Source organism: Corynebacterium striatum, from assembly GCF_016728105.1.
GTDB lineage: Bacteria > Actinomycetota > Actinomycetes > Mycobacteriales > Mycobacteriaceae > Corynebacterium > Corynebacterium striatum.
In genome coordinates this window covers 1,405,610-1,419,847 of the sequence record NZ_CP068158.1, presented here as the reverse complement: position 1 = coordinate 1,419,847, position 14,238 = coordinate 1,405,610, and the positions used below count along the sequence as shown (strand labels likewise).

13 protein-coding genes are annotated in these 14,238 nt (G+C 61.7%); 9 read left to right on the top strand and 4 right to left on the bottom strand.

From position 1 onward, the window contains the following. Positions 1-9: 9 nt before the first annotated feature. Positions 10-789 (top strand): TSUP family transporter, encoded by a 780-nt coding sequence (locus I6I72_RS06675; RefSeq protein WP_100619186.1) that lies wholly within the window; start codon positions 10-12, stop codon positions 787-789. Position 790: 1 nt separating this feature from the next. Here the strand turns inward: I6I72_RS06675 and hrpB are convergent, their stop codons facing one another. Both hrpB and I6I72_RS06665 read right to left on the bottom strand, forming a co-directional pair. Further along, on the bottom strand, positions 791-3,067 hold the full coding sequence (hrpB, locus tag I6I72_RS06670; protein WP_049145528.1) for an ATP-dependent helicase HrpB: 2,277 nt from the start codon (positions 3,065-3,067) through the stop codon (positions 791-793). Continuing rightward, positions 3,068-3,712 (bottom strand): sugar O-acetyltransferase, encoded by a 645-nt coding sequence (locus I6I72_RS06665; RefSeq protein ID WP_100619191.1) that lies wholly within the window; start codon positions 3,710-3,712, stop codon positions 3,068-3,070. It lies immediately after the preceding gene. A 50-nt stretch (positions 3,713-3,762) separates the two neighbouring features. Here I6I72_RS06665 and I6I72_RS06660 point away from each other — a divergent pair, with 50 nt between their 5' ends. The 3 genes from I6I72_RS06660 (at position 3,763) to I6I72_RS06650 (ending at position 5,817) form a co-directional block, all read left to right on the top strand. Further along, positions 3,763-4,446, top strand: a complete 684-nt coding sequence (locus tag I6I72_RS06660; RefSeq protein ID WP_049145523.1) for an alpha-ketoglutarate-dependent dioxygenase AlkB family protein — start codon at positions 3,763-3,765, stop codon at positions 4,444-4,446. Positions 4,447-4,486: 40 nt separating this feature from the next. Continuing rightward, on the top strand, positions 4,487-5,032 hold the full coding sequence (locus I6I72_RS06655) for an NADPH-dependent FMN reductase (RefSeq protein ID WP_046645772.1): 546 nt from the start codon (positions 4,487-4,489) through the stop codon (positions 5,030-5,032). 77 nt (positions 5,033-5,109) lie between these two features. Continuing rightward, positions 5,110-5,817 (top strand): SDR family oxidoreductase, encoded by a 708-nt coding sequence (locus tag I6I72_RS06650; RefSeq protein WP_049145519.1) that lies wholly within the window; start codon positions 5,110-5,112, stop codon positions 5,815-5,817. On the opposite strand, the gene I6I72_RS06645 is transcribed toward I6I72_RS06650, so the two are convergent. Further along, on the bottom strand, positions 5,818-7,395 hold the full coding sequence (locus I6I72_RS06645; protein ID WP_034657276.1) for an aldehyde dehydrogenase family protein: 1,578 nt from the start codon (positions 7,393-7,395) through the stop codon (positions 5,818-5,820). Positions 7,396-7,453: 58 nt separating this feature from the next. Further along, positions 7,454-9,721: a choline BCCT transporter BetT gene (betT, locus tag I6I72_RS06640; RefSeq protein WP_049062328.1), complete on the bottom strand. Its 2,268-nt coding sequence runs from the start codon at positions 9,719-9,721 to the stop codon at positions 7,454-7,456. A 381-nt stretch (positions 9,722-10,102) separates the two neighbouring features. Between betT and betA the strand changes: the two genes are divergently transcribed. From betA to I6I72_RS06615, 5 genes are all read left to right on the top strand, one after another. Further along, on the top strand, positions 10,103-11,869 hold the full coding sequence (gene betA, locus I6I72_RS06635; RefSeq protein WP_005530497.1) for a choline dehydrogenase: 1,767 nt from the start codon (positions 10,103-10,105) through the stop codon (positions 11,867-11,869). A gap of 65 nt (positions 11,870-11,934) precedes the next feature. Then, a complete protein-coding gene (locus tag I6I72_RS06630) occupies positions 11,935-12,564 on the top strand; it encodes a LysE family translocator (protein ID WP_049145514.1) in 630 nt (209 codons plus the stop codon). A gap of 25 nt (positions 12,565-12,589) precedes the next feature. Beyond that, positions 12,590-12,943 (top strand): DUF2218 domain-containing protein, encoded by a 354-nt coding sequence (locus tag I6I72_RS06625; protein ID WP_049062330.1) that lies wholly within the window; start codon positions 12,590-12,592, stop codon positions 12,941-12,943. A 10-nt stretch (positions 12,944-12,953) separates the two neighbouring features. Further along, positions 12,954-13,283: a YbjQ family protein gene (locus tag I6I72_RS06620; protein WP_005530494.1), complete on the top strand. Its 330-nt coding sequence runs from the start codon at positions 12,954-12,956 to the stop codon at positions 13,281-13,283. Next, a complete protein-coding gene (locus tag I6I72_RS06615) occupies positions 13,283-14,230 on the top strand; it encodes an alpha/beta hydrolase family esterase (protein WP_152908274.1) in 948 nt (315 codons plus the stop codon). Before I6I72_RS06620 ends, I6I72_RS06615 begins: the two co-directional genes overlap by 1 nt. The last annotated feature ends 8 nt before the right edge of the window (positions 14,231-14,238 follow it).

Sequence of the window (14,238 nt, the reverse complement as noted above, 5' to 3'; positions counted from 1 at the left end):
ATAACATACATGGATCTCGCAGACTTGGGGATTAGTGGCTGGGCAATTTTGACGTCAGGAGCAGCAGTCGCGGGGTGGATTGACGCCGTCATCGGCGGCGGCGGACTCGTGCTGATTCCGCTCATTATGGCCGTAGCGCCGCAGCTCGCACCGGCCACCGCACTGGCTACCAACAAGGTGGCCGCAGTGTCCGGAACGGCGTCGGCTGCCTTTACTCTCGTTCGCAAGGTGCGCCCGCCGGCGGCCGAACTCATTCGCCTGGGTCTAGCGGCAATGGTGTGTTCGGGCCTAGGCGCGGGCGCTGCAGCGATGATCGACAAAGACGTGATGCGTCCGCTCATCATCGTGTTGATGGTCTGCGTTGGTGTCTTCGTGGCTTTCCGCCCCAGCTTCGGTACGAACGAGAGCGAAGGAATCCGCGGCGGCTGGCGTACGTGGGCGGCTCTGGGCGCGGTGGCGTGCATTGCCTTTTACGACGGTATCTTTGGCCCCGGCACCGGCATGTTCCTCATCATGGCGTTCACCGCAATTTTTTCGCAGAACTTCTTGCGCTCTGCCGCCATGTCCAAGGTGGTGAACACCTGCACTAACGTCGGCGCGCTCATCGTGTTCATCCTGGGCGGGCACATCCTGTGGGGTCTCGCCCTAGTTCTAGCTGCAGCCAACGTACTTGGCGCCCAGCTCGGTGCGCGCACCGTCTTAGGCGGCGGCACCAAGCTGATTCGCTACGCCTTGCTCACCCTCGTCGTGGTGATGAGCATTTACCTCTCCGTGCAGCAGTGGGGCTAAATCACATGCGGTTTTTCGTCCGTGCGGTAGCTGGTGCTGTCCACGGGTCTTCAGGCCAGGGATGCTTGGGATAGCGCCCTCGCATGTCGGCGCGAACGCCCTGGTAAGGCCCTGCCCAGAAGCTCGCCAAGTCATCAGTTACGGCTAGTGGGCGGCCCGCTGGGGAAAGCAGGTGGAACTGCACACGCTGCCCGCAATAGACCGGGGACTCCGCCAGCCCAAAGCATTCCTGCAACTTGATGCTCACCGTGGGGCGATCCCCGGACCAGTCGATTTTCGCGTCGCGCCCCGAGGGCACGGGCAGGCGTTCAGGTGCCAGCTCATCCAGGCGCGTGGCTTCCGGCCAGGGGAGAAGGCGCTGGAGTGCTGGATACATGTCGACCTTGGTGGCAGGTTTGCCCGCCGCGACGTCGTGTAGCTCGGGGCCCAGCCACTCGGCGGGCTCTGCATTGTCGACGTCCGGCCAAGGGGCGCCGTAGTGTGCGTGCAGGTGCGCCAAGCGTTCGCGCAGGTTCTGCGCTTTCTCGCTGAAGGAGAACATGGCAAGACCGTGCTCGCGGATGCCGGCAGCAAGAGCTTCCTCGGCCGCAGCGCCCGTGACTTTGACCGGGGTGGAGCTGAGCTCGATTGCCCCGGCGCGCAGGACCTTGCGCCCGCGCACCTTGCCGCCTTCGAGCGTCGCCGTGATCTCCTCGGTAGTACCGATGGCATGGAGCGCAGCTTGCTCATCGATTCGAGCGGCAGCGCGGATGATGGCGGTGCCGGCATTGGACAAGGACACGTCCGCCACGGCCAGCCACGCAGCGCCGTTGTCCTCGAGCGCGCGTGCACGAGTACCGCTGGCCAGGAGGTACTCTGCTTCCTTCGCGGTGGTGGTGCGGCGCGCGACGCGCTCCGGGAAGGCCGCGGCCACGACCGCGCCAGGATCGGCTGAACCTTTGTCGGGCACGAGGCGCGCTAGGCGCTCGACCTCGCGTTTGGGAGGAGTGATGCGCGTGATGTCCCCACGCGGGGAATCGCTGAGCGCGGCGACGGTATGCGCAGCGCCGGCGCCGTACTTGAGCAAGGCGGCGCCAAGGCGCGGGTCGGTGGGCAGAAGAGCGAGCTGCTTGGCGACGTCCCCGGTGGCACCGATCGAGCGCAGCGTTCGGTGGGCGTCGGCAAGCGCGCGGGCTGGTGGGTGATCAAGGAGCGGAAAGTCCTCACCCGCGCCCCAGCACTCCAGGAACAGTGCCGCCTGAGTGAGATCGGCGCTGAGGATCTCCGGAGTGATGTGCGGGGAGAAGTGCTGGTAATCGTCCTGTGAGTAGCAGCGAATCACGGTGCCAGGGGCCTCACGCCCGGCGCGACCGGCGCGCTGATCGGCGCTCGACTTCGAGGTAGAAACCGTGACCAAGCCAGACATGCCGCGCTGGGCATCGCGGCGCGGGGTACGCGAGAGCCCGGCATCGACCACGGTGCGCACGCCCGGGACCGTCAGCGAGGACTCCGCGATGGAGGTGGCCACCACGATGCGGTCGGCGTCGGTGTACAGGGCGGCGTCCTGCTCAGCCGTGGTCTGCTGTCCGTGCAGCGGATACGCGCCGGGCAGTTGCTCGCACACGAGGTTAACCTCGCGTACGCCGGGCACGAAGACCAGCACAGAACCGGAATGGCCCGTGGCTTGGCGGGCAACGTGGGCGTAGAAATCTCGCTCGCCGGCAGCGCGGCCCGTGGCCGGGGAGTAGCGGATGTCGAGCGGGTACGTCACTGCCTCAGTGACGTGAACCGGGGCGTCCATGAGTTCGGAGAAGCGCTGGGCGTCGACGGTGGCGGACATCGCGATGACGCGGAAGTCGTCGCGTAGCTGCGCCAGTTCCAGGCACATGCCAAGGACGAGGTCGGTGTCGCACTGACGTTCATGGACCTCGTCGATGGCTACGGCGGAAACACCGCTGAGCTCGGGGTCGCGCAGCAGTCGGCGCAGCAGCACGCCTGGGGTGACGAACTCGACGTCGCGGCCGTGGCGGGAATCGCCGCGCACGGCGTAACCAATTTGTTGGCCGGACAGGTGCTGCAGCCGGTTCGCGGCAGCGCGCACGGCCACGCGGCGAGGTGCGGTGACCAGGATCTTCCCGCTCGTTCCTTGTTCCGCAGCTTGGTTCGCGAGCGCCGGCGGCACAAGCGTGGTCTTACCGGTGCCCGGCGGCGCCTGGACCACGACGTTGCCGGAAGAAGGCAGCGTGCCGATGGTCTCGGCGACGGGCAGGCCAGCGCCGATGCGTGCGAGATCAAACATTTAGAGCAGCCCGAAGCCCCCTACTGGGCCTTCCAGGTCCTGGCGCTCCAGGTTCTCGCCGTCAAGCTTGCGCACCACGCGGCCCGGGGAGCCGAGTACGAGCGACTTATCCGGAATGTCACGGGTGACCAAGGTGTTTGCGCCGATGACGCAGTCCTCGCCAATGGTCACGCCGGGCATGACCGTGACGTTGGCGCCGAACCAGGTGTTGCGGCCCACGGTGATGGGCTTGGCGATCTCCCAGCCGCCCTCACGCATCTCGTGATCGTTGACCGGATGGCCCACAGTGATAAGGGAGCAGTTTGGCCCAATCATCACGCGATCGGCGAGGGTGACCTTGGCCTGCGCCAAGATGGTGGCATTGAAGTTAATAAAAACGTGTTCGCCCACGATGAGGTTAGAACCGAATTCCACGTGCGCCGGACCGAACCAGCCGGGAACGTGTGATTCATCGGGCAGCAGCTCGCGCAGGATCTCCTGCGCCTTGTCTGGGTCGGTATTGCCCAAGTCGTTGAACTGCTTGATCAAACGGAACGTCCGCGCGTGCTGAGTGCGCACTTCCTCCGTCTGGCCTGGCAGGTGCCACTGCCCACCAGACATTTTCTCCCAGGTGCCGTATTGCTCTAAGTTCTTGGGGCTGTTCATGGGGCTCAAGTCTAGTCACGAGAATGCATGCGACATGTAGCCTTGGGCCCATGCTTTTCGATGTCTCTCGGCCCGCCACCCGCATTGCCCCTGGGGTAGCGCACGTGCCTGGATGGGTGGACGTCGCTAAGCAACGTGCCCTCGTCGAGGAAACCCGTGAGGTGGCGCGGCGCTACGCTGGCACTCCCATGGCGATGTATCAGCCACAACTAAAATCCGGAAAGATGAGCGTGCACCAGCTGCATCTGGGCAGGTTCTGGCATTACGAAACCTACCGCTACGTGGACAACATTGAGGGGACTCGGGTGCCGCCGATGCTCGTTTCCCTCCAGGAGATAGCGCGCCCAGCGCTGCGCGCGGCGGCCGAGGTCTCCCCGGAGCTGGAACCGTGGGTGGAGACCTTCTATCCGGAGATGGCCTTGGTGAACTATTATCCGCCGGGCTCAGGGATGGGCATGCATGTCGATGACTTTGAGGAGTCCCTTGCGCCGGTCATCTCCTTATCCATCGGGGATGAGGCGCTGTTTCGCATGGGCAATACGGAAAATCGCAATAAGCCGTGGGATGACGTGACGCTCAGCTCCGGGGATTTAATTGTATTCGGCGGCCCGAAGCGACTTGCCTATCACGGAATTGTGCGGGTCAACGACGCAACGCTGCCGGAAGGATGCGGGTTGAAGGAAGGGCGAATCAACATCACCATTCGCCAAATTGACGCCCGTGCTACACTTTAATGTTGACTAATCAACAACTTTTGAGAAGGGGATTCTCCACATGGCAAAGATCGGCATCGTTCTTGGTTCCACCCGCGACGATCGCGCAGGCGAAGCAATCGCTAACTGGGTTGCTGACCTGGCAAAGGGCCGCAATACCGGCGTTGAGTACGAGGTAGTTGACCTCAAGGCTTTCAACGTTCCAATCCTGACCACCTCCGTGGTTCCGATGGCCGCGAACAAGAACTACGACGACGCTAACGTCCAGGCTTGGTCCGACGCCATCGACGCATGCGACGGCTTCATCTTCGTCACCCCGGAGTACAACCACTCCGTACCGGGCCCGTTCAAGAACGCTTTCGACTCCCTCGGCTCCGAGTGGGTTGGCAAGGCAATCGCGTTCGTGGGCTACGGCTTCTCCGGCGGCGTCCGTGCTGTTGAGGCATGGCGCCTGGCAGTGGCTAACTTCTCCATGAAGCAGCTGCGCACCCAGATTGAGGTCTCCCTCATCACCGACATGAACGATGGCGCATTCGCACCGGCTGACTTCAAGAACGGCCTCGTTGACAACCTCTTGGGCGAGATCGAGGATGCCGTTAAGGCTTAAGTTTCCTTGAGGCCTCCACTGTTTTTGTGGCTAGCCCTGCTGGGCGTGCGCAATTGGGTGGTTTAGCATCGGGGGATATGACGGAACAAAAGATTGCTGTTGTAACTGGTGCTTCTTCGGGAATTGGCGCGGCGTCGGCAAGAGCGCTCGCTGCCGATGGCTGGCATGTAGTCATCGGCGCGCGCCGCGTGGAACGCCTCGAAGAGCTTGCTTCAGAAATCGGGGCTGAAGCTTATCCGCTGGACGTAACCAATGATGAGTCCGTCACGGAGTTTGTCTCCCACTTGGACCGCGTGGACCTGTTGGTCAACAACGCGGGCGGCGCCAAGGGCTTGGAGCCACTGGTAGAGACAAAGATCGAAGACTGGCAGTGGATGTATGACGTTAACGTGCTTGGCACGGTGCGCATGATTCAGGCGTTGATGCCCAAGCTGGAGGCCTCCGACTCCGGGCTCATCATCAACATGGGCTCCATTGCTGGCTGGACACCATACCAGGGCGGCTCCGGCTATAACTCCGCCAAGCATGGCGTGCGCGTTATCTCCCGCGTGCTGCGCATTGAGAACCACAATGTCCGCGTCACCGAGCTTGATCCTGGCCGCGTGGCCACTGAGGAGTTCTCGCTCAATCGTTTCAGCGGCGACGCTGAGCGCGCCGCCGCGGTCTACGCCGGCGAGCTTAACCTCGTGGCCGAGGATATCGCGGAGGCCGTGCGCTGGGTGGCATCGCTGCCAGCGCACGTCAACATTGACACGATGACCATTAAGCCGCGCACGCAGAGTTAGTTACTGCAGACCAAACTGGTCCCACGCCGCCGGTGCCAGGTTCTGGTACACGTGCTTGTGCTCCTGATATTCGGCAAGGCCGGTTGGGCCAAGCTCGCGGCCGTTGCCGGACTGCTTGTATCCGCCCCACTCTGCCTGCGGAAGGTAGGGGTGGAAGTCGTTGATCCAGATGGTGCCGTGGCGCATTGCGCGGGCCATGCGCTCAGCCTTGCCGGCATCGCTAGTAAATACGGCGCCTGCCAGGCCGTACTCGGTGTCGTTCGCGGTAGCGATGGCTTCTTCCTCAGTGGTGAAGGTCTCCACCGTTACCACTGGGCCGAAGGCCTCGTCGTGGACGCAGTCCATCTCCTTGGTGGCGCCATCGATGATCGTGGGCAGGTAGTAGACGCCCTTGCCCAGGTCGGTCTCACCAGTGCCGTGCTGGCCAGTGGTGTCCTCGCTGGTAGCAGCGCGGCCGCCAGTCAGAATCTTGGCACCTTGCTCGCGTGCTTTATCCACGTAAGCAGCGACCTTCTCACGGTGCTCCTCAGAGATCAGCGGGCCGGTTTCTGCCTTGGAGTCGGTCGGGCCACCAATCTTGATGTTGTTGGTGCGCTTGACCAGGGCCTCGATGAACTTGTCGTGCAGGGACTCTTCCACGATGATGCGCGAGCCCGCAGAGCAGACCTGCCCCGAGTGGAAGAATGCGCCGTTGAGGGCGTTGTCCACGGCGACGTCGAAGTCGGCATCGGCGAAGATGACGTTCGGGTTCTTGCCGCCGAGCTCCAGTGCGGTGCGCTTGACGGTCTCCGCAGCGTTCTTGGCGATGATCTTGCCGGTGGCCAGGCCGCCGGTGAAGGAGACCATGTCTACCTCAGGGTGCTGGGACAGTGGGTTTCCGCAGTTAGCGCCAGCGCCGGTGATCAGGTTGCCCACGCCGTCGGGAAGCCCCGCCTGCTTCAGGCCAACCATCAGCAGCATTGCGGTGTGCGGGGTGAGCTCAGCTTGCTTGAGCACGAAGGAGTTGCCTGCCGCAAGAGCCGGGGCAACCTTCCAAGAGACCTGTAGGAGCGGGTAGTTCCACGGAGTGATGAGGCCACACACGCCGACTGGTTCCGCATCGATACGGGAACGCAGGTTCTGGTCGCCCGGATCCACCACGCGGCCGGCCTCGTGCGAGGCCAGGGTGCCGAAGTAATCGAAGGCGTTGGAAATATCGTCCATGTCGCCGAGGGACTCCTCGTAACGCTTGCCTGTATCGGCGGACTCAGCGGAAGCAAAAAGCTCCTTGTTCTCACGGATGAAGTCGGCGACCCTCATCAGCAGCTTGCCGCGCTCAATAGCTGGGGTATTACTCCACACACCCGACTCAAAGGCGGCGCGTGCGGCCTCGATGGCGCGGATGGTGTCTGCATCTGAAGCCTCGGAGACCACACCGACCGTGCTGCCGTCGGCTGGGCAGATGATGGTGCGTGTGGCAGCGTCGGCGGCTGCCTCCCACTGGCCATTGATAAACAGAGACTTCGGGCCATCGCCCGTATGGACGCCTTTGAGGTACTCGGTAGTGGTTGGGTCGAACAAAGTGTTCTGAGTGCTCAAGAAAAGCAACCTTTCTAAAGATGAATTTGAGTTCTATAAATGAACGGGGTCCGCCAGCTTAGCTGTCTTCCTGCCATGTGGGCTCGGGTTCAGCACCATCGGAGACGTCAGAGTCGCCCGGCTGGGTCTGCTGCATGTACAGGAACGCTAGGTGGCGTTCATAGAGATCCAGCACGTTGTTGATGAGCTGGTTCTCCGAGTAGCCGTAGACGTCGTAGCCCAGGGAACCGGTGAGGTCGTAGACCTCAAGGCGGTAGTACTCGTCGTCATCGCCTGGGGTGAAGTCAGGGCTTTCAGCGGTGATTGGGAAGAGCTGGTAGCGGAACTTTCGTTCGTGCTCAAGGGTGACCTGCAAGTCCAGCTGCGGCAGCTCGACGTCGGGAAGCTCACTGGTGAGGAGGACTGCGTCGTACCCGCGTGCACGCATCTGCACGGCAACCTTCTCGAGGGCGAAGGTAGCGGTCTCACGCAGGTAGGAATCCATTTCCTGCTTGGTGGGGTAGGAGTTGACGCGGTCTAGACGGCTCTTCCAGCGGTCACCGTTTTCTGGTGCCAGTTCGGTGCGGCCCGAGATTGCGCCATGCAGCGCGGTCTGGCGAGCCTCACGCTGGACGCTTTCCAGGCGCAAGGACTTCCACAGGGAGAACATCACGAGGTAGATGACTACTGCGAAGGGCAGGCCCATGACCACGGTGGCGGATTGGACGGTGGCAATGCCGTCAATCTGCAGCAGGGCCAGTGTCAGAGCACCCACGGTGACGGACCAGAAGATGCGCATCCAGCGCGGGCCATCCTGGCGGCTATCCGTAATCTTCGAGGTGAAGTTCGACATCACCAGCGCACCGGAGTCAGCTGAGGTGATGTAGAGCAGAAGACCGATGAAGGTGGTCAGGAAGATTACGACTCCGGATGCTGGGAACTCCGCAAGCATGTCGTAGAAGCCCTGCTCAGGGGTATTAACGGCGGCTTCCGCAAAGTCGGGGTATTCGCCAGAACGCACCATGTCGAGCGCGGTGTTGCCGAAGAAAGACATCCACATGAGGATGAACAGGAACGGGAAAGTGAGCACGCCGAAGATGAACTGGCGCAGGGTGCGGCCGCGGGAGATGCGGGCCAGGAACAGGCCCACGAAGGTGGCCCAGGCAATCCACCATGCCCAGAAGAACAAGGTCCATGCCTGCATCCATTCGCCGGTGGAGGCTTGGTCGTCAGCAAAAGCGAAAGTCTCCATGGTCCACGAAGGGAACTTTGAGATGTAGTCGCCTACGTTGGTGGTAATCGCGTCGAAGAGGTACGCGGTCTTGCCGAAGACCACGATGTAAATCATGAGCGCGATGGCCAGGTAGACGTTGAGCTCCGAGAGGAAGCGAATGCCCTTGTCCACGCCGGAAACAGCAGACAGCGTGGCGATGACAACGGCGATAATGATGAGTGCTGACTGCAGGCCCAGACCTTGCTCGAATCCGAAGATGAGGTGGAAACCATAGGACAGCTGTACGACGCCGATGCCAAGCGACGCCGTGACACCAAAGACGGTGCCCAGCATCGCGGCGATATCGACGGCGTCACCAACCGGGCCGTGCACACGTTTGCCGATGAGCGGGTAGAGCGCTGAGCGAATAGCCAGCGGCATGTTGAGGCGATAGGCAAAGTAGCCAAAGGCCATGCCCATCAGGGCATATAGTGCCCAGCCGGTAATGCCGTAGTGGAACATCGCCCACACCACGGCCTCTTTGGCGGCCTCCATGGTCTCGCCTTCGCCGACGGGTGGGGCCACGTACATGGTCACCGGCTCAGCCACGGCGAAGAACATGAGGTCCACGCCGATACCTGCGGCGAAGAGCATCGATGCCCACGAGAAGGTGTTGAACTTCGGGCGCGAATGGTCAGGTCCCAAGCGGATATCGCCCACGTTGGAGAACGCAATATAGAGTACAAAGACCACGGCGATGGTGGCCGTCAGGACGTAGAACCAGCCCAAGTTGGTACCGATCCATGCGGTGACGTTGGCCAAGGTGTTTGCTGCGGACTCGCGGCCAAGCCCTGCGTAGAGAGCCATGGCGATGATGAGCGCACTGGAAATGATGAACACTGGCCAGTTGGGCTTTGGCACCGGAACTTCACTAGAGCCGACTTCCGGGCCGGTTTCTGCTTTGAAGCTGCCGACGAGTGCGCGGACCTGATAGTTCGACTTCTTCAGGGGGCGGCGAGGTCTCTTGGTTTCTGTTGTTTTTAACGGTGACGCGGCGGCCTCCGACCCACCTGTCTGGGGGGACCGGCGGGGCGTCGGGGACGCCTCCGGGTCGTGGGGGTCAAAGTTTGCCATTTACTACTCCTCGTTGCAGTCGTTTATGGATGAAAATTCCGACATTAAGACGTGAATAAAATTCAGTCTCACTGGGGCGAAGAGGGGTGTGTGATGTGAATTACTCCCTCGTTTTCTATGCGCGATTTGATTGCATTGTTTCGCCCGTGACTTGAGGGCGGAACAACCCAAATATACCCCATACTGCGCAAACATTCACAAAGACGTGTATAGTGGTTTGGGTGGCCATTTTGGCCCGGCGCATAACATTTCGTTCGTATGCATAAAATTCAAAAAGCTTTACTCCGTAGGAGAGTGTGACCGTATGAATTCGGTCACAAAGTGTCAAGCAAGATCGCTGAAAGACCAAGAAAGCCAGAAAGCACGGAAAAGGAGCGTTGCATGGGAAAGAAGAATCTCAAGAAGGTATCGAAGAAGGTCACCGATGAGGTCTCGGACGTTGTCGTCGTAGGCGGCGGTTCCGCAGGCTCTGTCATCGCCGCTCGCCTAAGTGAGGACCCCGGCACCCGTGTGCTGGTTCTCGAAGCAGGCCGAAACGATTCGTTGTGGGACCTATTCGTCCACATGCCTTCCGCATTCTCATTCCCCATTGGCGCAAAGAACTACGACTGGCAGTACGAGTCCGAGCCGGAGCCAGAGATGAATAACCGCCGCATCTACCACGCGCGCGGCAAGCTGCTCGGCGGCTCCTCTTCCGTCAACGGCATGATCTACCAGCGCGGCAACCCGATGGATTATGAGAAGTGGGCCAAGAACCCCGGCATGGAGAACTGGGACTTTGCCCACTGCCTGCCTTACTTCAACCGCATGGAGAACGCCGCCGCAGCCGAGGATAACGATCCGCGCCGCGGCCATGACGGCCCGCTGTACCTCTCCCGCGGCCCCGCCACCAGCCCGCTGTTCCAGGCTTTGTTTAAGTCCGTCCAGGAAGCCGGCTACAACCTGACCAACGACGTCAACGGTTACCGCCAGGAAGGCTTCGCGCCTTTCGACCGCAACATCAAGCACGGCAAGCGCTGGTCTGCAGCGCGCGCTTACCTGCACCCGAACCTGGACCGCGAGAACCTCGAGGTGCGTACCCGAGCGTTTACCACCAAGGTCCTCTTCGAAGGCCAGAAGGCCATCGGCGTGGAATACGAGTGGAAGGGCGGCGTCCACCGCGTATTCGCTGACAAGATCGTTCTTTCCGCTGGTGCCATCAACACCCCGCAGCTGCTGCAGGTCTCTGGTGTCGGTGACGAGGAGTTGCTGCGCAAGCACGGAATCGACGTCGTCAAGCACCTGCCAGGCGTCGGCGAGAACCTGCAGGATCACCTCGAGGTCTACATCCAGTATGAGACCACCAAGTCCACCGATTCCTCCCAGCCTTACCTGGACAAGTGGCGCTGGCCATTCATGGGCCTGCAGTGGATTCTCACCAAGAAGGGCCCGGTTGCGACCTCCCACTTCGAGGGCGGCGGATTCGTTCGTTCCAACGAGAACGAGGAATACCCGAACCTGATGTTCCACTTCCTGCCGATGGCAGTGCGCTACGACGGCCAGAAGGCCGACGTCAAGCACGGTTTCCAGTGGCACGTTGGCCCGATGTTTTCCGATACCAAGGGCCACGTCCGCATCAAGAGCGCAGACATCCACGAAAAGCCGGAGATCCTCTTCAACTACCTGAAGACCGACCAGGATCGCCGCGAGTGGGTCGAGGCAGTGCGCGTTGCGCGTTCTCTGCTGGACACCGAAGCCATGGCTGAGGTGGGCGCCCGCGAGTTCAGCCCGGGCCCTGACGTGCAGACCGACGAGGAGATCCTCGAATGGGTACGCAACGACGGTGAGACCGCATTGCACCCGTCGTGCACCACCAAGATGGGCTCCAAGGATGACCCAATGGCGGTTGTGGACCCAGAAACCATGCAGGTCTGGGGCATTGAGGGCCTCTACATCGCCGATGCCGGCGTCTTCCCGTCCGTGACCAACGGCAACATCTACTCGCCGACAATGATGGTGGGCGAGAAGGCCGCCGATCTGATTGCTGGAAAGAAGCCTTTGGCACCGCTGAACGACGTAACGTGGTACAAGGCTGGCGAGGATATGCCGCTGTACGCTGAGGGCGAGGCAGTGCGCGATCACAAGCAGGCCATTAAGGGTGCCTACTAGAAGAGCCAAGAGAAGGGCCGGATGACTTTAGCCGCGTTGCCCCGCGGTCCACGCGTGCCGGAATCATGTGTGCGCTGGGCATCTGCACCGGCATCGTCGTCTGGCTCACCGCCTCCCTGGCAGGGCTATCTGCTCTTATCGCCGCTCGCCCTAGTCTGCTCGGCTTGCTGCAGCTGGTGGGCGGCGGCTTCCTTCTCTGGATGGCCTATGGCTCCATTCGCTCGGGCTTGACGCAACGGCGCGCTGTCCTTAACTCTGCCCGCAGTACTTCACAGGACTCGGCGGAAAATGCGGCAGAAAACGCCGCAGAAAGCGCGACACAAAGCGCGGGAAGCTTCGATGAGGAGCACATCAAGCAGGCGGTGAGCACTGGCAACGTCGAGGACATCACCGCTGGCCGCGCCTACAAGCTGGGCCTGCTCACCAACCTTTCCAACCCGAAGGCGCTCGTCTTCTTCGGTGCCGTCTTTGCCCAGTTCATTCGCCCTGACATGGGGCTTGAATGGACCGTGGTCATCGCCATCCTCCTGACTGTGGTCTCCGTGGCGTGGTTTTCTACCTTCGCGCTCATCGTCCGCGCGGCGGCGCGTTTCCTCACGAAGTATTCGGCTCATCTCGATATCGGCTCGGGCCTCATCTTCGGTGCCTTGGGCTGCGTGATGATTTATGAGGGAATACTCGCACTGGTTAGGTAAACCTAAAACGCGTACAGTGTCCGGCATGAGCAATTCCACCGCACGCGTTTCAACCGATCGCCCGGCACGCTACGGCAAGCAGCTGGCATCGCACTTCTCTGCCAAGATTGACGCCCACTGGGACCCAGAAACCGAAACCGGCCGCTGCGTCTTCGAGCGCGAAAACACCCGCGGCACCCTCGACCTTTCTGTTGAGCCCAACATCCTCCTCCTCAACGTCGAGGCAGACCCAGAAAGCATCGAGTCCGTCGAACACGTTGTGGCCCGCCACCTCGTGGCCTTTGGTAAGAAGGACGACTTGCAGGTCGAGTTCACCCGCGCCGACGGCACACCGGGCTTGCACTTCAGCGTCGCTGATCTTCCCCCGGAACGCAGGTAGTCTAGGGCTCATGATTTTCACCACCACCAACAACGTCGATGGTCACGAAATCACCGAGTACATTCGCGTCATTGCGGGTGAGACGGTGACCGGCATTAACTTCCTCAAGGACTTGGGTGCCTCCTTCCGCAGTTTCACTGGCGGCCGCTCCGCCGGCTATGAGGAAGAGGCAGTCAAGGCCCGCGAGGCAGCGCTTAACGAGCTGTGGAACCGCGGCCAGGAGCTGGGCGCCGACGCCGTCGTGGGCATCAGCTTTGACTACTCGCCTATGGGCCAGGCCAACGACATGCTTATGGTCACCGCCACCGGCACCGCAGTCAAGATTCGCCCGATCTCATAGTGCGCCACCCATTAAAGGCAGCCCTGTGCATTCTTGCCGGGGCTGCCATTACATGTTTTGCCACCGGGTGCTCCACCACGGATGAGCCGGGCAGCGGCCCGCATAGCGTGCCGACGCATATGGTCACGGCGTCGGAAAGCGCGCCCCTGCCTGCCAGCGGATCCACCGAAACCGGCCACTACCGCACCATCGAGCTGCCTACGGGGCGCTCCTTCATGGCGCACGTGCCGGACAACTACGACCCGACCAAACCTGCGCCGGTGGTGATGGTCTTCCACGGCTACAACAGCGATCCGTCCACCATCTTCCAGGACACTGAGCTCTACGAAGCCAACGCCATCACGCTGTTCCCGGCAGGCAAGGCACAGGCTTGGGCGCCCGCTCCTTATGCGCAGACGTCCTTGAACGAGGACCTTGCGTTTGTCGACGCCGCGCTCGCCTGGGCAAACCAGAACTACAACACCGATGGCCGCGTCTTTGCCGCGGGCTTTTCCAACGGCGGCGGTTTCGTGCGCGCCTTGGCCTGCAACCGCTCCCTCGACGGCGCCGCCACGGTCTCCGCGGCGAACTACGAGGGCGTGGACGAGGATTGCCAGGGCGATCCCACTGCCTACCTGGCGGTACACGGCACCGCGGACGTGGTGATCAACTACCGCGGCGGCGAGGCGCACGGCGGCCACTACAAGGGCGCCGAGGATTCCATCGCCAAGGTAGCCGAACACAACCACTGCGATCCCTTCCCTGCGGAGGATAAGCAGGACGACGTCACCCGCTTTACGTGGGGTTCCTGCGCGATGCCCACCGTGAATTACAAAATTAAGGGCGGCACGCACACCTGGAACGGCGGCGTCACCGACCGCAGCGGACTCGTGCCGCACGACTGGGCAACCAACTCCATCCTGGACTTTTTCAAGGTCGAGTATCCCGGCAGGGTGCCTTCTCGGTAAGCTATGCC

Bases quoted from the DNA above. Each gene is read 5' to 3' on its own strand.
- I6I72_RS06675 (WP_100619186.1), top strand. From the start codon at position 10: ATGGATCTCGCAGACTTGGGGATTAGTGGCTGGGCAATTTTGACGTCA.
- I6I72_RS06660 (WP_049145523.1), top strand. From the start codon at position 3,763: ATGCTTTTCGATGTCTCTCGGCCCGCCACCCGCATTGCCCCTGGGGTA.
- betT (WP_049062328.1), bottom strand. From the start codon at position 9,721: ATGGCAAACTTTGACCCCCACGACCCGGAGGCGTCCCCGACGCCCCGC.
- I6I72_RS06630 (WP_049145514.1), top strand. From the start codon at position 11,935: ATGTGTGCGCTGGGCATCTGCACCGGCATCGTCGTCTGGCTCACCGCC.
- I6I72_RS06625 (WP_049062330.1), top strand. From the start codon at position 12,590: ATGAGCAATTCCACCGCACGCGTTTCAACCGATCGCCCGGCACGCTAC.
- betA (WP_005530497.1), top strand. From the start codon at position 10,103: ATGGGAAAGAAGAATCTCAAGAAGGTATCGAAGAAGGTCACCGATGAG.
- I6I72_RS06655 (WP_046645772.1), top strand. From the start codon at position 4,487: ATGGCAAAGATCGGCATCGTTCTTGGTTCCACCCGCGACGATCGCGCA.
- I6I72_RS06665 (WP_100619191.1), bottom strand. From the start codon at position 3,712: ATGAACAGCCCCAAGAACTTAGAGCAATACGGCACCTGGGAGAAAATG.
- I6I72_RS06620 (WP_005530494.1), top strand. From the start codon at position 12,954: ATGATTTTCACCACCACCAACAACGTCGATGGTCACGAAATCACCGAG.
- hrpB (WP_049145528.1), bottom strand. From the start codon at position 3,067: ATGTTTGATCTCGCACGCATCGGCGCTGGCCTGCCCGTCGCCGAGACC.
- I6I72_RS06650 (WP_049145519.1), top strand. From the start codon at position 5,110: ATGACGGAACAAAAGATTGCTGTTGTAACTGGTGCTTCTTCGGGAATT.